This is a genomic window from Nonomuraea sp. ZG12 (genome assembly GCF_052068115.1).
GTDB lineage: Bacteria > Actinomycetota > Actinomycetes > Streptosporangiales > Streptosporangiaceae > Nonomuraea.
This window is the reverse complement of the sequence record NZ_JBQHCW010000014.1, coordinates 78,296-95,884: the sequence shown is the minus strand read 5'-3', so window position 1 is coordinate 95,884 and position 17,589 is coordinate 78,296. Positions and strand designations below refer to the sequence as shown.

Here is a 17,589-nt window from a genome sequence, read left to right as displayed (position 1 = left end):
GTCCACGTTTGCCGCATGTTTACCCCCCGGTGCTTCTGTCCAGCTACGTACCCCTTTAAGCGCGTAGCGTCACCCCCATCTCACGCATAGATAATCGGGTCATGGTCGCTGAATCCGCCCAGACCCTGGAGCGCGGGCTCCGCTTGCTGAGGCTGCTGTCCGACGGCAGGAACGGCCGCACGCCCACCGAGCTGAGCACTGAGCTCTCGCTGAGCCGCCCGGTGGTGTACCGCCTGCTGACCACGCTGCTCAACGAGGGGTTCGTGCGCCGCGACGCCGAAGGCCGGGTGCATCTGGGATTCGGGGTGCTCGTGCTGGCGCAGGCCGTACAACCCCTTCTGAGAGCGGCGGCGCTGCCGACGCTGCGGCGGCTGGCCGAGCGGGTGGGCGCGACCGCGCACCTGACCGTCGCGGAGGGTGCGGACGGGCTGGCCGTGGCGGTGGTCGAGCCGTCGTGGACCGACATGCACGTGGCCTACCGCGAGGGGTCGCGCCATCCGCTGACCAAAGGCGCGGCCGGACAGGCGATCCTGGCCCTGCGCGAGGGACGGGCCGAATATCTCGCGACCGAGGGGCAGTTGCAGGAGGGCGCACGGGGGGTGGCGGCGCCGGTGACGGGGCTGCCCTGGCTGGAGGCCTCGGTCGGGGTGGTGACGTTCGGGCCGCTGGAGGAGTCCACCGGCGCGCGGGTCGTCGAGGCCGCGGCCGAACTGGCCGGCGCCCTGGGTTGACATGTCCGGGGCGATGACGGACCGTGGTCACACATAGAGGACGGATGCGTCCGCTATACGGACAGCTTGTGGAGGAGTAGATGCCGTACTACCGCGTCGTGGGAGAGGTGCCTCGCAAGCGCCACATCCAGTTCAGGCGGCCCGACGGCGGGCTCTACGCCGAGGAGCTGATGGGCGAGGAAGGCTTCTCGTCCGACTCCTCGCTGCTCTACCACCGCCATCTGCCCACCGCGATCGTCAAGGCCGAGGCCGTCACGGCCACCGCCGACACGCGGCTGGAGCCCAACCTGCCGCTGTCCCCCCGCCACTTCCGCACCCAGGAGCTCACCGGCGCGGGCGACCTGGTGGCCGGGCGGATCCTGCTGGCGGGCAACTCCGACGTCCGCCTGTCGTACGCCACCAGCGACCAGCCCAGCGAGCTCTACCGCAACTCCATGGGCGACGAGTGCGTGTACGTCCAGGCGGGCCGGGCCCGCTTCGAGTCCACCTACGGGGTGATCGAGGCGGGGCCCGGCGACTACGTCGTCATCCCTACCGGCACCATCCACCGGTGGGTGCCCGACGGGCAGGTCAACGTGCTGGCCATCGAGGCGTCCGGGCACATCAGGCCGCCCAAGCGCTACCTGTCCCAGCACGGCCAGTTCCTGGAGCACGCGCCCTACTGCGAGCGCGACCTGCGCGCCCCCGCCGAGCCGCTGACCGTCGAGGGCGGCGAGGTGCCGGTGCTGGTGCGCACCCGGGGCGGGCTGACCAGGCTCGTCTACCGCCACCACCCCTTCGACGTGGTCGGCTGGGACGGCTGCCTCTACCCGTACGCGTTCAACATCGACGACTTCGAGCCGGTGGTGAAGAAGACCCACGCGCCGCCGCCGGTCCACCAGACGTTCGAGGGGCCCGGCTTCGTGGTGTGCTCCTTCTGCCCGCGCCCGCTCGACTTCCACCCCGACTCCGTGCCGATCCCCTACAACCATCACAACGTGGACTCCGACGAGTTCATGTTCTACGTGGGCGGCGACTACTCCGCACGCAAGGGCTCGGGCATCGACGTCGGCTCGATCTCCCTGCATCCGGCCGGCTTCACGCACGGGCCGCAGCCCGGCGCGGTGGAGGCCGTCATCGACGCCGTCGCCAAGGGCGTCACCACCACCAGCGAGATGGCGGTGATGGTGGACACCTTCCGCCCGCTCGACCTCGGACAGGGCGCACTGTCCTGCGAGGACACCGGCTATGCCTGGACTTGGTCACGATGACTTCCTTCCCGACGACGCTCTTCACCGCTCTGGTCGACGACGCGGGCCTGTTCCCGCCGACGTCACTGCACATGTCCGAAGCTCTGGGCCGCCACGAGCGCGACCAGGAGCGCGGCACCCGGATGCTCACCCACCGCTTCCTGTGCCCGGCCAGCCGCCTCGACGCGCTGCGCCGTGAGCCGTTCACGCCCCGGCGGATCGGGCTGATCGTCGACACCGAGAAGGTGCCGCCGTTCGACGACCTGCCGGTCGACTTCGTCGAGGTGCGGCCGAACGACGACCACAGCCTCGATCACGCCGTCCGGGAGCTGCACACGTCGCTGCCGCCCGGCGTGCGGCTGTTCGTCGAGGTGCCGCCCAGGAAGCACTTCTCGGACGTGCCCGAGGGGGTGGGCCTGAAGGTCCGCTGCGGCGGGCCGGAGGCCGGCGACTTCCCGCCGGCGGAGCAGCTCGCCGGGTTCATCCGGTTCTGTGCGGACAACGACATACCGTTCAAGGCCACGGCCGGGCTGCACCACGCCGTCCGCCACTTCGACCCCGCGCTCGGCGTCGACCGGCACGGCTTCCTCAACGTGCTACTGGCGGTCTGCGAGACGGTCGAGCACCGCGACGCGGTGCCGGTCCTGCGCTCCGCGGACGCGGGGCATCTCGTACGGCTGGCGCGCTCCGTGCCCGAGGAGACCGCCAAGCGGGCGCGTCACCTGATGGTGAGCTACGGCTCGTGCAGCACGGTGACGCCCATCGAGGACATGCTCACCCTGGGACTGATCGAGGAGGAAGCGTGAGCTGGGGACTGGACAACCTGCCGTACGGGGCCTTCTCCCCGCAGGGTGAGCGGCCGAGGGTGGGCGTGCGCTACGGCGACAAGGTGCTCGACCTGGCCGCCGCCCTGCATGACGAGGTGTTCGCCGCCCCGACGCTCAACCCGTTCATGGCCCGCGGGCGCGGCGCCTGGCACGACACCAGGGCGCTCATCCAGAACAAGCTCACCAGCGACCTGGCCGTCACCGAGCCGCACCTGATCCCGCTCGACCGGGTGCGCCTGCACATGCCGTTCGAGGTCGCCGACTACGTCGACTTCTACTGCTCGCTGGAGCACGCGGGCAACCTCGGCCGGATCTTCCGGCCGGACGCCGAGGCGCTGCTGCCCAACTGGCGTCACCTGCCCGTCGGCTACCACGGCCGGGCGGGCACGGTGGTGGTGTCCGGCACGCCGGTGAGACGGCCGCACGGCCAGCTGGGGGCGGGCGTGTTCGGCCCGACCGCCAAGCTGGACATCGAGGCCGAGCTGGGGTTCGTGGTGGGCGTGCCGTCCGAGCATGGCTCCCGGGCGGGCGCGTTCGAGGAGCACGTCTTCGGGGTGACGCTGGTCAACGACTGGAGCGCGCGCGACATCCAGGGCTGGGAGTACGTTCCGCTCGGGCCGTTCCTGGGCAAGTCGTTCGCCACCTCGATCTCGCCGTGGATCACGCCGCTGGAGGCGCTGCCCAGGGTCCCCGGCCGGGCCCAGGACCCGCTGCCGCTGGACTACCTGCGCCGGCAGGGCGACTGGGGGCTCGACGTCACCCTGGAGGTGGCGATCAACGGCGAGGTCGTCTCCCGGCCGCCGTACCGGGGCATGTACTGGACGCCGGACCAGATGCTCGCCCACCTGACCGTGAACGGCGCCTCGCTGCGCACCGGCGACCTGTTCGCCAGCGGCACGGTCTCCGGCGAGCAGCGCGAGGAGCGGGGCTCGCTCATCGAGCTCACCTGGAACGGCGCCGACCCGATCAAGCTGGCCAACGGCGACACCAGGACGTTCCTGGAGGACGGCGACACCGTGACCATCCGCGCCACGGCGGGCGAGGTCAGCCTGGGGGAAGTTTCCGGAACCATCGGATAAGTGACTCAGGGTGCCGCAGGCATGACTCACCGCTAACCTTGAGGGTCCCGTTCCCCGGACAGCAGGAGTGACATGCTGCGGCGTGCCGCGACGATCTGCCTGGCCGCCCTGCTCGCCCTCGGCGGCTGCGGCGTTCAGGGCCCTCCGCCCCGCCCGGCCGTGGTCCACGTCTCCCCGTCTTTCGACACCATGCGGGCCCGCCCCGAGCGGGGGATCGTGGTCAGAGCCCAGGGCGGCACGCTCAGCGAGGTCCTCGCCTACACCGATGGCACCGCCGTACGGGGCACGCTCGACGCCGCGCGCACCACCTGGCGCTCCGACTGGACGCTGCGCCCCGGCTCCGAATACGTGGTGACCGCCACCGCTGCCGGAGATCCGGACGGCCCGGCGACGGTCGCCATGGGGCGGTTCCGCACCCGCCCGGCCGAGCGCACGTTCGGCCTGGCCGCCATCGCGCCGCTGCCGGGCGAGACCGTGGGCGTCGGCATGCCGATCATCCTCGACTTCGACACCCCGGTGCGCGCCAAGGCCGCCGTCGAGCGGGCGCTGGAGGTCCGGACGACGCCGCCCGTCGAAGGGGCCTGGCGGTGGACCAGCGACACCCGGGCGGTCTACCGCACCCGGCGCTTCTGGCCCGCCAGGCGGAAGGTCACGGTCACCGCCCACCTGGCCGGCGTCCGCCTCGCCACCGGCGTCTACGGGGCCGCCGACCAGACGTTCGGCTTCACCGTGGGACGCGACCAGACCTCCGCCGTCAACGTGCGGACCCACCGGATGACCGTCCACCGCGACGGCCGCACGGTGCAGGACATGGCCATCAGCGCCGGCATGGGCACCACCCGCGAATACACCACGACCAGCGGCGTCCACCTGACCATGGACAAGGGCGACCCGGTCCGGATGATCTCGCCCGGCCGCACGGAGGGCGATCCCGGCTACTACGACGTCATGATCGACCACGCCGTCCGCATCTCCGACAGCGGGGAGTACGTGCACGCCAAGGACAACGTATGGGCCCAGGGCCGGGCGAACGTCAGCCACGGCTGCGTCAACGCCCGGCCCGACCAGGCGGCCTGGTTCTACGCCAACTCGCTGCGCGGCGACCCGGTGACGATCACCGGCACCACCCGCGAGCTCGATTGGCAGAACGGCTGGGGCTACTGGCAGCTGCCGTGGGAAGAATGGCGGCGCGGAAGCGCCCTTTTTTCCGAGGCCTCGAAGCCATCACGGCCCCTGCCATAAGGGCAAATCCAGCATTACGGTGGGGGGAGGGGGGAACGGTCTCACGTTCTGGACCGTTGTTCCTATAGGAGGCGGAGCATGGATGCATGGATCATCTGGATAATCCTCGCGGTCGTCCTCGGCGTGGCCGAGATATTCACTCTCACCGCCGCCCTCGGGCTTCTGGGGATCGCCTCGCTCCTGACCGCGGCGACCGCCGCCATCGGGCTGCCCGTGCCACTGCAGCTTCTCGTGTTCGCCTTGTCATCCACGGCGGGGCTGGCCGTCATCCGGCCCATCGCCGCACGCCACATCCGCCAGCCGCAACTGCGCCGCTTCGGGGTGGAAGCCCTCGTCGGCAAGCCCGCCTACGTGCTGTCCGAGGTCACCGGGCGTGACGGCAGAATTCGCCTCGCCGGCGAGGAATGGTCCGCACGCGCATATGACGAGACCCTCGTGATCCCCACCGGCGCCACCGTCGACGTCATCGAGATCGACGGAGCGACCGCCCTCGTATATCCCCGGGAGTGACCCATGGATCCGCTGTTGATAGTCGGGCTGTTCATCATCCTTTTCGCGGTTTTCACCGTCCTGAAAGCCGTGCGCATCGTGCCGCAGGCCCGTGCGCGCAACGTCGAGCGGCTCGGCCGCTACAACCGGACGCTCAAGCCCGGCCTGAACTTCGTCATCCCGTACGTCGACCGCGTCTATCCCATGATCGACCTGCGTGAGCAGGTCGTGTCCTTCCGCCCCCAGCCGGTCATCACCGAGGACAACCTGGTCGTCGAGATCGACACCGTCCTCTACTTCCAGGTCACCGACCCGCGGGCCGCGGCGTACGAGATCGCCAACTACATCCAGGCCGTCGAGCAGCTCACCGTCACCACGCTGCGCAACGTCGTCGGCTCGATGGACCTGGAGAAGACGCTGACCTCCCGCGACACCATCAACAGCCAGCTGCGCGGGGTGCTCGATGAGGCCACCGGCAAGTGGGGCCTGCGCGTCAACCGCGTCGAGATCAAGGCCATCGACCCGCCCAAGTCCATCAAGGACGCGATGGAGAAGCAGATGCGGGCCGAGCGTGACAAGCGCGCCGCGATTCTCAACGCCGAGGGCCAGCGCCAGTCGCAGATCCTCACCGCCGAGGGTGACAAGCAGAGCCAGATCCTGCGGGCCGAGGGCGCCCGGTCGGCCGCCATCCTGGAAGCCGAAGGCGAGTCCCGCGCCATCGACCAGGTCTTCCAGGCGGTCCACCGCAACGACCCCGACCCCAAGCTGCTCGCCTACCAGTACCTCCAGGTGCTGCCGCAGCTCGCCAAGGGCGACAACAACACCTTCTGGGTCATCCCCAGCGAGGTCACCTCGGCCCTGCAGGGCGTCTCCAAGGCCTTCACCGAAGCCCTGCCCTCGATCGCCGCCCGCCAGGAGTCGGCCACGGAGTCCGCGGCCATCGAAGAGGAGATCGCCAAGGCGGCCGAGGCGGCCGCCGAGGCCGTCGCCGACGCCCAGGAGGCCGAGAGCCCCAAGGGCCCCCGCCAGCTCACCAAGGGCGTCGCCGACCCGTCCCCCTTCCCCGACCTGGACAGGGAGCACCGCGAGTCCGGCCGCTGACCCGCTCACGAGATGCCCGCCACGGACATTCTGTGGCGGGCATCCTCGTTCAGCCGATGGGCCTCTGATCAGGCCTCCGGGCCAGACCACGTGCCTTCAGAGGTCAGTCGCCCGAGCCCTCCGGCGGATCCTCAAGCGACTTCGAGCAGTCGGCGCACCTCGTTCTCCCGGTGCATGATCCGCGCCCTGCAGGCCAGCTTGACGGCCGCGTCCGCCAGCGCGAGACTCCGATCCACCTGGGGGATGTCGTCTCCCATCTCGGTGCGCAGCCAGTCGGAGACCTCCGCCCAGGAGTAGACGCTGATATTGTCGGCCTCGATGACCGGCTCCGGAAATCCCCCCGGCCCTCGCTGCCCGGCGGCCAACTGCCTCAGGCTGGCCTGCGTACGCCCCCCATGCCGCCTCGCCGCGTCCCCCAGCGTCACCCCGTCGTTGTGCTGGACTCCCACTGCCCACAACTGATCGACCGCTCTTAGCTGAACGAGAACGGACAGGATCGCTTCCATCAGACTGTCGGCCTCTCGATCGCACATGAAGTAGGGCGAGCGGCCACTGACCAGTGCGCAGTCATCCAGACCTGCCTCAAAGAGGCGATCGAACTCGTCATCGTCCGGATTTCGATTGAGCATGATACGAAAGTCCCAGACAGTCATGAGCCCTCCTCTTGCTCTTCGGCGCCACACTTATCGTGCTTGACCGTCCATCGCTGGATTTGCTTTGCGTGCACACCGGGATTACGCGGCGTGCAGTTGATCACGAACTTGTCTTCGCCGCAGGAGCAGAGGACCCACCCCCAGCGATGCCCGTTGTGATCCTGCACCACCGTGAAGGCACGGTTGACCTTACGAAGTGCCGCAAGCGCCGCGTTGATCTCGTTGTGTTGGTGTCTTCCTCGACCGACCATGTTCTAACTGTGCAACAGTGTTACACAGTTAGAACGGTCTTTCCAAGCCAGGAGTGCCCATTGATCCTTCAGGACGTGGGCAGCAGGCTGTTGTCGAACCAGGGGGCGGGGTCGCGGCCGCCGTCGAGCATGCCCGCGTCGGCCAGCTCCCGGTAGCCCGCCGCCCAGGCCGCCTTCTCGGTGACCAGCAAGGGCCTGCTCGGGTCGCCTCCCGTCCAGCCCTCCCGGAGCATGGTCAGGCTGGCCCTGGCGATCTGGTCGTCGTCGAGCGTGGCGAAGGAGTAGGCGCCGCGCAGCTGCGCGATCGTCTCGCCGAAGTACTGGTCGGCGACCATCGCCGCCATCGCGTCCTGGATGGCCGCCAGGAAGGCCCGGAGGCCGTCTGCCTGCTTCTCCAGGGCGTCCTTCGAGGTGGCGTAGACCTGCGCGTCGGACTTGGCGTACTTGCTGGGGTCGAACACACCCGCGTCGGGTTCCTGCGCCTTCAGGACGTTGGCCGTGTCGACGCTCACCACGTAGCCGGCGATCCGGCCCCGCTGGACCAGGTTGAACGTGCCGGGAGTCAGCCCGACGACCTGGCGCTCGCACTCCTTCGGGTCGAGCCCGGCGGCGGCCATCACGAGGGAGACGACCTTGTCGCTGTTGCCGCCCTCGGAGGGCACGCCCATCGTCCGGCCGACGAGGTCCTCCGGCTTCTCCACCGGATGCTTCCTCTTGCTGTAGACGAACCGTACGGCGGAGGTCCGGAACGGCGTGGCGATGTTGACCAGGGGTTGCTTCGTGGTGGTGAGCGCCGTCATGACGTCGATCTGGCCGAGGCGGCTGACCGGCGCGACACCCGAGAGCACCGCCTGCATCGCCTGGGACGTGCCCTTGGCGGGCTGCAGAGTGACGTCGAGCCCGTGCTTCTTGAAGTGTCCCCCGGCCACGGCGAGTAACTCGGGCGCGAGGGACAGGGTTTCGATCGGGATGGGGCTCAGAAAGGTCAATCGGCCGCCGTCGCCGCTGTCCGACCCGCACGCGGCCAGCGAGCTTGAGCCCAAGGCGGCCGCCGTGGCGGCGAAGGCCGAGCGCCTGAGGAAAGACCTACGGTTGAGAGAAAGGGAGTTATGGGGGGTGATGGGCACGATTGGTCGTCTCCTAGAGGTATTCAGGCCGGCTCACAGCCCCAGCCGACCGAAAGAGACTTGTGCCACATTTCCGTAAATGCCACCCACTTTTCCGCATATCGGAAGGCAATAAAATACCTGGCGACTGTCGGATAAACCACTTCCGGCAGGATACGAGAGCGCCGCGACATCCTTTCCACGGGGGGCGAAGTCGCGGCTCTCGTCCGTCAGCGCTGGCCGTTGTCGAAATACGCCGCCAGGTCCGCGTCCAGCGGCGGGACGTCGTACGGCATGCCACCGTCGCGCAGCGACATGGTGGCCATGTAACCCGCGGCGACGCTCATCCGGGCGGCCACCGGGGAGGTGTCCGTGACGCCGCCCTCCCTGACGAAGCGGCGGAACTCGGCGATGATCTGCAGGTCGGCGCCGCCGTGGCTGCCGGTGGCCCGGGGGACCTGGTAGGCGATGTCGCAGTCGTCGCGGTAGTCGCTGGGGCCGGTGTTCCAGACCTTGACGGTGTCACCCGGCCCGTCGCCGAAGTTCTCCAGCCGCCCCTCGGTGCCGATGACCGTGTAGTTGCGCACGTAGTCCGGGGAGAAGTGGCACTGCTGGTAGGCGGCGATGACGCCGTTGTCCAGGCGCATGTTCATGACCGAGACGTCCTCGACGTCGACGACGTCGTTGAGGTCCCGCCGGGCGGTGGGCGGCCAGTCGAAGTCGCGCAGCCAGCCTTCGGGCCGCGCCGTGCCGGGCTCCCGGCGCGGCAGGTCGCCGTAGAGCATCAGGTCGCCCAGCGCGTTGACCCGCGTGGTGTAGCCGCCCGCGAGCCAGTGGATGACGTCCAGGTCGTGCGCGGCCTTCTGCAGGAGCAGGCCGGTGGTGCGGGTGCGGTCGGCGTGCCAGTCCTTGAAGTAGTAGTCGCCGCCGTAGGAGACGAAGTGGCGCACCCAGACGGTCTTCGGCACGCCGATGTCGCCTCTGGCGATGATGTCGCGCATCAGCCTGACGACGCCCATGTGCCGCATGTTGTGGCCGACGTACAGCCTCGTGCCGCTCTCGCGGGCCGCGCGCAGCACGTTGTCGCAGCCGTCCACGGTGATGGCGAGCGGCTTCTCCAGATAGACGGCCTTGCCGGCCCGGAGGCAGTCGATCGCGACGCGCTCGTGGGTGTCGTCCGGCGTCATCACGACGATCGCGTCGAGGTCGTCGCGGCCGAGCAGTTCCCGGTAGTCCAGGGTGGTCGCGGGCTCGCCGAAGAGCGCGGCCTGCGCCTTGAGCGCCGCCGGGTCCACGTCGCAGACCGCGGCCACCACCGACCCCCGGCCGGGCTGGTGTGCGGCCAGGGCGAGGCTGGTGCGCAGGCCGAGGCCGACGACTCCGAAACGCAGGTCTTCCACGGGTGTCCTTCCCATCATGTACGGCATTCCGTACGAAACTACTTCTAACCGGGCAGAGCCCACCGCGTGAAGCTGAGCTGTGGGGGCACTTAAGAATCCCTCGATGGACACGGCGGGGAGACAGCGGGCACAGTGCGTTAGGTTCGGATGGGGGGATGCACGCGATGAAAGCGCTGGTCAAGGAGCGGGCCGAGCCGGGTCTGTGGCTGGTCGACGTACCGGAGCCCGTTCTGGGACCGGGCGAGGTGAAAATCAGAGTGCTACGCACCGGCATATGCGGCACAGACCTGCATATCCGGAAATTTGATGACTGGGCGCGGCAGACGCTGAAGCTCCCCCTGATCGTGGGGCACGAGTTCTCCGGGCACGTGGTCGAGGTGGCCGACGGCGTCGAGGACATCGCCGTGGGCGACCTGGTCAGCGGCGAGGGCCACATCGTCTGCGGCAAGTGCCGCAACTGCATGGCCGGCCGCCGCCACCTGTGCCGCAACACCATCGGGCTGGGCGTCGACCGCGACGGCGCGTTCGCCGAATTCCTGACGTTGCCCGCCACGAACGTCTGGGTTCACCGGGTGCCCGTCCATCCCGACGTGGCCGCCATCTTCGACCCGTTCGGCAACGCCGTGCACACCGCGCTGTCGTTCCCCCTGGTCGGCGAGGACGTGCTGATCACCGGGGCCGGCCCGATCGGGCTGATGGCGGCGGCCGTGGCCACCCACGTGGGCGCCCGCAACGTGGCGATCACCGACGTCAGCGACGAGCGCCTCAACCTGGCCACCAAGCTCGGCGTCTCCCTGGCGCTGAACGTCTCCCGCGACACCCTCGCCGAGGGCATGCGCCGGCTCGACATGCGGGAGGGCTTCGACGTCGGGCTGGAGATGTCCGGCAACCCGGCGGCCCTGCGCGACATGATCGCGAACATGACCCACGGCGGCCGGATCGCCATGCTCGGCCTGCCCGCGGAGGAGTTCGCCGTCGACTGGTCCACGGTCGTCACCTCGATGCTCACCATCAAGGGCATCTACGGCCGGGAGATGTACGACACCTGGTACAACATGTCCGTCTTGCTGGAGAAGGGCCTCGACCTCTCCCCCGTGATCACCGACCGGTTCTCCTACCGGGACTTCGACGCCGCCTTCGACACCGCCGCGAGTGGCCGTACCGGCAAGGTCATTTTGGATTGGAGCGGAGGAGCTCGGCCGGAGAGAGCGAGGAACGAGCCAACGGAGGCCGAAGCGGCCGCGACCATGAACAGGAGCGCTTGATGTTCACGAACGTACGCGACCAGCTGCGGGCGACGCTGGACGAGATCACCGAGGCCGGGCTGCACAAACCCGAGCGGGTGATCACCACCCCGCAGAGCTCCTCGGTCGGCGTCGCCGGGCAGGACGTGCTCAACTTCTGCGCCAACAACTACCTCGGCCTGGCCGACAACCCCGAGGTCGTCGAGGCCGCCAAGCGGGCGCTGGACCGGTGGGGGTTCGGCATGGCCTCCGTGCGGTTCATCTGCGGCACGCAGGAGGTGCACAAGGAGCTCGAAGCCCGCCTTTCGGACTTCCTCGGCATGGAGGACACCGTCCTCTACAGTTCCTGCTTCGACGCCAACGGTGGCGTCTTCGAGACGCTGCTCGACGCGCAGGACGCGGTCATCTCCGACGCGCTCAACCACGCGAGCATCATCGACGGCATCCGGCTGTCCAAGGCCAGGCGCTTCCGTTACGCCAACCGGGACATGGCCGAGCTGGAGGCCCGCCTGAAGGAGGCGTCGGACGCCCGCCGCCGGCTGATCGTCACCGACGGCGTCTTCTCCATGGACGGCTACCTCGCGCCGCTGGCCGACATCTGCGACCTGGCCGAGCGCTACGACGCCATGGTCATGGTCGACGACTCCCACGCCGTCGGCTTCGTCGGCCCCACCGGGCGCGGCACCCCCGAGCTGCACGGCGTCACGGACCGGATCGACATCATCACCGGCACCCTCGGCAAGGCACTCGGCGGCGCCAGCGGCGGCTACGTGGCGGCCCGCGCGGAGATCTGCGAGCTGCTGCGCCAGCGCTCACGCCCCTACCTGTTCTCCAACTCTCTGGCCCCCGTCATCGCCTCCGCCTCGCTGCGCATCCTCGACCTGCTGGAGACCTCCAGCGAGGCCCGCGAGCGGCTGCGCGCCAACACCGAGCGCTTCCGCGCCAAGATGACCGAGGCCGGCTTCGACATCCTGCCGGGCGACCATCCGATCGTCCCGGTGATGATCGGCGAGGCCGCCGCCGCGGGCGCCATGGCCGAGCGCCTGCTGGAGCTGGGCGTCTACGTGATCGGCTTCTCCTACCCGGTGGTGCCGCACGGCCAGGCCCGCATCCGCGTCCAGCTCTCCGCCGCGCACTCCACCGAGGACGTCGACCACGCCGTGGCCGCCTTCGTCCAGGCCCGCACCGACCAGCTCTGAGCGCTGGATAAGCTCGCCGCGTGATAGATACGCGGCGGCTGCGGACGCTGCGCGCGGTGGCCGACCACGGCACGGTGACCGCCGCGGCCGCCGCCCTGCATCTCACCCCGTCGGCGGTGTCGCAGCAGCTCGTGGCGCTGGAGCACGAGGTGGGCCACCGCCTGTTCGTGCGCGACGGCCGCGGCGTGCGCCTCACCGCCGTGGGCAAGATCATGCTCGGCCACACGAACGAGGTGCTCGCCCAGCTCGAACGCGCCGAGGCCGAGGTCGCCGCCTACAGCTCCGGCACGGCGGGCGAGGTGACCGTGGCCTGCTTCGCCACCGCGATCAGCGCCGTCCTCTCCCCCGCGATCACCTCGCTGCGCGCCGCCGCTCCCGGCCTTCAGGTACGGGTACGCGACGCCGAGGGGGACCAGAGCCTGACCATGTTGCTGGACGGCGAGGCCGACGCCGCGATCGCGGTGGAGTACCGGGGCGGCCCCGACGCCACCGACCGCCGCCTGTCCCGCCTGCCGCTGTACGCCGAGCCGTTCGACCTGGTGTTGCCCGAAGGGCACGCCCTGGCCGCCGCCCCGCTGTCGGCCTTCGGCGAGCAGACCTGGATCGGCCCCTATCCCGGCAATCCGGTGCACGACGTGATCGCCTTCGCCTGTGAGCAGGCGGGCTTCACGCCTCGCTTCGCGCACTGCTCCGACGACTTCCGCGCGGTGGTCGCCCTGGTCGGCGCCGGTTCGGGGGTGGCGCTGGTCCCCCGGCTCGCGCTGCGGGACATGGCCCTTTCCGGCGTGACCGTCCACCACACGCCCGGCCCTGAGCGCCGCGTCTTCGCCGCCGTCCGCCGTGGCGCGGACTCCCACCCTCTGCTGCGTCCGCTGCTCGACACCCTCCGCGACGTCGCCGGCTCCCTCGCCGCTACGCTCGCGCCACCTCGATGACCTCGGCGAACCGGTCGTAGCGGGTCAACTCCTCCGCCACGGGCCCGAGCACGTACTCCTGCCCCACCTGCCCGATCGCCTCGTGCAGCGCCTTCGCCGCCCGGCGCGCCCGGCGGCGGCCCCCCAGCCAGGCGGCCAGCCTGGACAGCAACGCGACCAGCACCCCGGCCAGCGCGCCACCGGCCAGCAGTACCGTGGGCCAGGGCAGCTCCCCGGCGGTCGGCAGCGGGGGCTGCGGCAGCCTCAGGTAGTCCATCGCGAGCAGCGCGCCCAGCCAGCCGCCCCCGGCCACCATGGTGGCGAACAGCAGCCACTGCAGCACGTTCACGGCCCGCCACCAGCGCGGCCTCCTGGTCTCCCGGAGTGAGGTCCGGCCGACGGCCCGGTCCACCGCGTCGGCCAGCTCCGCCTCCCGAGAGCGCGCCGCCCGCCGCACCGCCGCGCCCCAGGCCCCCGGCAGGTCCGCCGCCGCCCCCTCGCCGACGTCCCTGATCGCGGTCTCCACCTGCCCTCGCTGTACGACTGAAGCGGCCGGGAGCGAGGTGTGCCCCACCATCTCCCCCTCGGACGAGCCGGCTGACAGCCCGATCCGCAGCCTGCGCAGCGGATCGGGCCTGAACCTGCGGATCCACCGGGTGACGGGCCAGCCGGTGGCGACGACGGCCCGGTGCCGATGCCCCTTGCGCACGGCCTCCACCACCAGCGGCACCCCGGCCGCCTTCGACAGCGCCGCCGTGAGCGGCCGATCCAACCGCCCCGTCCCCGGCCCGTCCGCCATCCGCACCAACTCCGCCCCCCGCCCGTCCGCCACCCGCACCGACTCCGCCCCACCGGAGCCGGTCCCGGCCTCGCCCCCGTCCTGCTGGGCCGGTGCGGTGGCGGAGGCCAGGATCAGGTGGTCGGCGGCGGTGACGACGTCGGCGGCCAGCCGGGCCGACCAGGACCGCCGCTCGCTCACCCGCTTCGCCAGCAGAGCCCGCAACTCGGCAAGGCCCGCGCCGGTACGGGCGGAGACCCCGACGACGGGCACTCCCGTCAGCCCGTCCTCGTCGAGCAGCCGCCGCAGGTCGCCCAGGCACCGCGCGACGGCGGCCTCGGGCAGCCGGTCGATCTGGTTGAGCACCACCACCATCACGTCCTGGTGCCCGGCCAGCGGCCGCAGGTAGCGCTCGTGCACGGCGGCGTCGGCGTACTTCTGCGGATCCAGCACCCACACCAGCAGGTCGACCAGCTCCACCAGCCGGTCCACCTCCAGCCGGTGCGCGAGCCGGATGGAGTCGTGGTCGGGCAGGTCGAGCAGGACCAGCCCGGACAGGTCGGCGGAGGACGCGGAGTGCCGGCGCGGCACCTCCAGCCAGTCGAGCAGCGGACCGGCCCCCTCGCCGTCCCACAGCGCCGCCTGGGCGGTCGCCGTGGTGGGCCGGGTGACGCCGACGGCCGAGAGCTCGTCCCCGGCCAGCGTGTTGAACAGCGACGACTTCCCGCTGCCGGTGGCCCCGGCGAGCGCCGCCACGGTGTGCTCCACCGACAGCCGGCGGCGTACCCCCGCCCGTTCGGTCACTCCCCGCGCCGCGGCCACCGCCTCCGCGGGCAGCCGCCCTTCCGCCAGCTCGACCGCCTCCAGCAGCGCGGTCAGCCGCGAGTCCAGTGACGGCCCCTTCTTACGGCGCAGCAGCTTCACTCGGGCCCGCCCTCGGGTAGCTCAGCCTGATGGGTGCGGATCGAACGGGCGGACGCCCGCAGCATGGCGGCGGTGTCCGGGGGTGGCTGGACGGCGTCCAGCAACGTGGTGTAGCGGACCGCCTCCTCGTCCACCAGCGCCCGTACCCGCTCCCGCAGGTCCTCCCGGGCCCGTACGGTGAGCGTGCGCACGGCCTGGTCGCCGAACACCGCCTCCAGCAGCTTCTGCGACAGCACGCTGGTGCCTCCCGCGATGCCCACCTCGATCCCGGTCAGCCCGCCGGTGGAGGCGAAGACGGCCAGCATCAGCAGCACCCCGGCCCCGTTCACGCCGAACGACGCCACCCGCGCCGTGGTCCGCCGGGACGCCCCTTCCTCCCGTACGAGATCGAGCACGTACTCCTGCCAGCCGCGCACCGCCGCCTCGGCCCGCTTGCCGAGGTCCGGGGAGGCGCGGCCGAGCCGGGCCCGTTCGACGGCGCCGACGCGGTCGAGCAGGCCGGGGCCGCCGGGTGCGGCGGACCAGCCGTCGAGGGCGCGTTCGGCAGCGCCGTCGGCCGCGCCCCTGATCAGCGCCTCGACGCCGCTTTCCAGCGCGTCGCGCAGCTGGGTGCTGGGCGCCTGGCCGGTGAAGAAGCCGACCACCCGGTCACGCAGCCAGCCGACCCGGGTCTCCAGTGAGCGCATCAGGTCGCCGGTGCCGATGAAGTCCTGCCAGCGGGCCAGCACCTCGCCGCGCAGCAGCGATCCGTCGCGCATGCCCTCGTCGAAGTCGGCCATGGCGCCCGCGTAGGCGGCGGTCACGATGTCGTGCAGCCCGGCGAAGGCGGCCTCCTGCCGTTCGACGGCGTCGGCCAGCGCCGGCACCCGGACGGTCAGGCTGTCGAGCGTGCCGGAGAGGGTCTGGCGTACCACCCGGGATCGTTCGACGGCGTCGGCGGCGAGCCCGGTGAGCCAGCCGACGATGGGCGCCACCGACTCGGCTGGCAGCCGGGCCTTCTCGCTGGGCAGCGTGGCCTCGGGTACGGCGAACAGGCGGGTGCCGTCGAGGCCGTTGTCGGCCAGGAGGCGTTCGAGGTCGCGGGTGACGGGCCCGGCGGCCTCCGGCGGCACCCGGTCGAGCACCAGGGCGAGCGCGGTGCTGCGTTCGCGGGCCGAGCGCAGGAAGCTCCACGGCACCTCGTCGGCGTAGCGGGCGGCGGTGGTGACGAACAGCCACAGGTCGGCGGCGGCCAGGAGCTGGGTGGCCAGCTCGCGGTTGGCGGTCACCACGGAGTCGATGTCGGGCGCGTCGAGCAGCGCCAGCCCGGCGCCGAGCGCCTCGGCCGTCACCACCCGCAGCGCTCCCACGCCGGTGCCGGTGGCGCGGGACATGCCGGGCAGCACGTTCGCGCCCATGAACCAGTCGCGGTCGGCGGGGCTCACCACCAGGGTGGGCACCAGCGTGGTGGGGCGCAGCACGCCGGGCTCGGTGACGTCGGCGCCGACCAGCGAGTTGACCAGCGTGGACTTGCCCGCGCCGGTGGACCCGCCGACGACGGCGAGCAGCGGCGCGTCGATGGCGCGCAGCCTGGGCAGCAGATAGTCGTCGAGCTGCCCCGTCAGCTCCTTGAGGGCGCGCCGATCCGCGGCGGCCTCACCGACCGCCAGCGGGAACAGCTCCCGGTCCAGCGGCCGGCGCAGTCCTTCGAGCGCGCCCAACAGGTCCATACGGTCAAGCTAGCCCGCAGGAGGCTCCCTTAACACGTAACCGACGCTGCGCAGCGTGTGAATAAGTCGCGGCTCCACGTCGTCGACCTTGCGCCGCAGGTAGGAAACGTACGATTCGACCACTCCCGCGTCGCCGCCGAAGTCGTAGTTCCAGACGTGGTCGAGGATCTGCGCCTTGGACAGCACCCGCCCGGCGTTGGCCATGAAGTAGTGCAGCAGCTTGAACTCCGTCGGCGACAGCCGCACCGCCCGGCCGGCGCGCCACACCTCGCGCGCCTCCTCGTCCAGCTCCAGGTCCGCGACCTTCAGCCGGTTCGCGGGCGCGCCCTCTCCTCTGGTACGGCGCAGCACCGCGCGGATCCTGGCCTGGACCTCCTCCAGGCTGAACGGCTTGGTGACGTAGTCGTCGCCCACCCGCAGCCCGGCGATCTTGTCCTCGGTGGCGTCGCGGGCGGTCAGGAACAGCACCGGCGCGTCGAGGAGCTTGGCCACCTCGAACCCGTCGAGGTCAGGCAGCATGACGTCGAGGACGACCAGATCGGGCTCGACCCGCTGCGCCACCTCGACGGCCTCGTGCCCGTCGGCGGCGGTGACCACCTCGAACCCGGAGAAGCGCAGGCTGGCAGAGAGCAGGTCTCTGATACTGGGCTCGTCGTCCACCACCATGATCAGCGCCTCGGGATCGGTCACGTACCCACAGTGACAAAGGCACC

Annotated in this window: 17 protein-coding genes; 10 read left to right on the top strand and 7 right to left on the bottom strand. The window is 70.8% G+C overall.

Annotation, left to right across the window (positions count from 1 at the left end):
* The first annotated feature begins 101 nt into the window (after positions 1 to 101).
* The 7 genes from ACTMTF_RS31175 to ACTMTF_RS31145 all read left to right on the top strand — a co-directional run bounded on the left by ACTMTF_RS31175 (position 102) and on the right by ACTMTF_RS31145 (position 6,698).
* Positions 102 to 731, top strand: a complete 630-nt coding sequence (locus ACTMTF_RS31175; protein WP_397014566.1) for a helix-turn-helix domain-containing protein — start codon at positions 102 to 104, stop codon at positions 729 to 731.
* 80 nt (positions 732 to 811) lie between these two features.
* Positions 812 to 1,981 carry a homogentisate 1,2-dioxygenase gene (locus ACTMTF_RS31170; protein WP_441113869.1) on the top strand — a complete coding sequence of 390 codons (1,170 nt, stop codon included), beginning with the start codon at positions 812 to 814 and terminating at the stop codon, positions 1,979 to 1,981.
* Positions 1,978 to 2,766, top strand: coding sequence for a hypothetical protein (locus ACTMTF_RS31165; RefSeq protein ID WP_441113868.1), 789 nt, complete (start codon positions 1,978 to 1,980; stop codon positions 2,764 to 2,766). The genes ACTMTF_RS31170 and ACTMTF_RS31165 overlap by 4 nt, the downstream gene beginning before the upstream one ends.
* Positions 2,763 to 3,866 (top strand): fumarylacetoacetase, encoded by a 1,104-nt coding sequence (gene fahA / locus ACTMTF_RS31160; protein WP_441113867.1) that lies wholly within the window; start codon positions 2,763 to 2,765, stop codon positions 3,864 to 3,866. Before ACTMTF_RS31165 ends, fahA begins: the two co-directional genes overlap by 4 nt.
* 72 nt (positions 3,867 to 3,938) lie before the next feature.
* Complete coding sequence (locus tag ACTMTF_RS31155) at positions 3,939 to 5,108, top strand: Ig-like domain-containing protein (protein WP_441113866.1); 1,170 nt, start codon at positions 3,939 to 3,941, stop codon at positions 5,106 to 5,108.
* Positions 5,109 to 5,186: 78 nt separating this feature from the next.
* Positions 5,187 to 5,618 (top strand): NfeD family protein, encoded by a 432-nt coding sequence (locus tag ACTMTF_RS31150; protein WP_441113865.1) that lies wholly within the window; start codon positions 5,187 to 5,189, stop codon positions 5,616 to 5,618.
* Between the two features lie 3 nt (positions 5,619 to 5,621).
* Positions 5,622 to 6,698, top strand: coding sequence for an SPFH domain-containing protein (locus ACTMTF_RS31145; RefSeq protein ID WP_441113864.1), 1,077 nt, complete (start codon positions 5,622 to 5,624; stop codon positions 6,696 to 6,698).
* 131 nt (positions 6,699 to 6,829) lie between these two features.
* Here ACTMTF_RS31145 and ACTMTF_RS31140 read toward each other — a convergent pair whose 3' ends face one another.
* The 4 genes from ACTMTF_RS31140 to ACTMTF_RS31125 all read right to left on the bottom strand — a co-directional run bounded on the left by ACTMTF_RS31140 (position 6,830) and on the right by ACTMTF_RS31125 (position 10,108).
* A complete protein-coding gene (locus ACTMTF_RS31140) occupies positions 6,830 to 7,351 on the bottom strand; it encodes a hypothetical protein (RefSeq protein ID WP_441113863.1) in 522 nt (173 codons plus the stop codon).
* On the bottom strand, positions 7,348 to 7,602 hold the full coding sequence (locus ACTMTF_RS31135) for a hypothetical protein (protein ID WP_441113862.1): 255 nt from the start codon (positions 7,600 to 7,602) through the stop codon (positions 7,348 to 7,350). The genes ACTMTF_RS31140 and ACTMTF_RS31135 overlap by 4 nt, the downstream gene beginning before the upstream one ends.
* Positions 7,603 to 7,670: 68 nt before the next feature.
* A complete protein-coding gene (locus tag ACTMTF_RS31130) occupies positions 7,671 to 8,591 on the bottom strand; it encodes an ABC transporter substrate-binding protein (protein ID WP_441113861.1) in 921 nt (306 codons plus the stop codon).
* 347 nt (positions 8,592 to 8,938) lie between these two features.
* Positions 8,939 to 10,108: a Gfo/Idh/MocA family protein gene (locus ACTMTF_RS31125; RefSeq protein ID WP_441113860.1), complete on the bottom strand. Its 1,170-nt coding sequence runs from the start codon at positions 10,106 to 10,108 to the stop codon at positions 8,939 to 8,941.
* A gap of 164 nt (positions 10,109 to 10,272) precedes the next feature.
* Here ACTMTF_RS31125 and tdh point away from each other — a divergent pair, with 164 nt between their 5' ends.
* From tdh to ACTMTF_RS31110, 3 genes are read left to right on the top strand one after another with little or no spacing between them, the layout of a single operon-like run.
* Positions 10,273 to 11,373, top strand: a complete 1,101-nt coding sequence (tdh, locus tag ACTMTF_RS31120) for an L-threonine 3-dehydrogenase (RefSeq protein WP_441113990.1) — start codon at positions 10,273 to 10,275, stop codon at positions 11,371 to 11,373.
* A complete protein-coding gene (locus ACTMTF_RS31115) occupies positions 11,373 to 12,551 on the top strand; it encodes a glycine C-acetyltransferase (protein WP_441113859.1) in 1,179 nt (392 codons plus the stop codon). Before tdh ends, ACTMTF_RS31115 begins: the two co-directional genes overlap by 1 nt.
* Before the next feature lie 20 nt (positions 12,552 to 12,571).
* The gene (locus ACTMTF_RS31110; RefSeq protein WP_397014585.1) at positions 12,572 to 13,486 is read left to right on the top strand and encodes a LysR family transcriptional regulator; all 915 of its coding nucleotides are present in this window, start codon (positions 12,572 to 12,574) and stop codon (positions 13,484 to 13,486) included.
* Here ACTMTF_RS31110 and ACTMTF_RS31105 read toward each other — a convergent pair.
* The 3 genes from ACTMTF_RS31105 to ACTMTF_RS31095 are packed head-to-tail and all read right to left on the bottom strand — an operon-like array spanning position 13,464 to position 17,542.
* Complete coding sequence (locus ACTMTF_RS31105; protein ID WP_441113858.1) at positions 13,464 to 15,167, bottom strand: GTPase; 1,704 nt, start codon at positions 15,165 to 15,167, stop codon at positions 13,464 to 13,466. The two genes, ACTMTF_RS31110 and ACTMTF_RS31105, sit on opposite strands and share 23 nt — an antisense overlap.
* A complete protein-coding gene (locus tag ACTMTF_RS31100; RefSeq protein WP_441113857.1) occupies positions 15,164 to 16,876 on the bottom strand; it encodes an ABC transporter in 1,713 nt (570 codons plus the stop codon). The genes ACTMTF_RS31105 and ACTMTF_RS31100 overlap by 4 nt, the downstream gene beginning before the upstream one ends.
* Before the next feature lie 9 nt (positions 16,877 to 16,885).
* The gene (locus ACTMTF_RS31095; protein ID WP_397014683.1) at positions 16,886 to 17,542 is read right to left on the bottom strand and encodes a response regulator transcription factor; all 657 of its coding nucleotides are present in this window, start codon (positions 17,540 to 17,542) and stop codon (positions 16,886 to 16,888) included.
* Positions 17,543 to 17,589 lie beyond the last annotated feature (47 nt).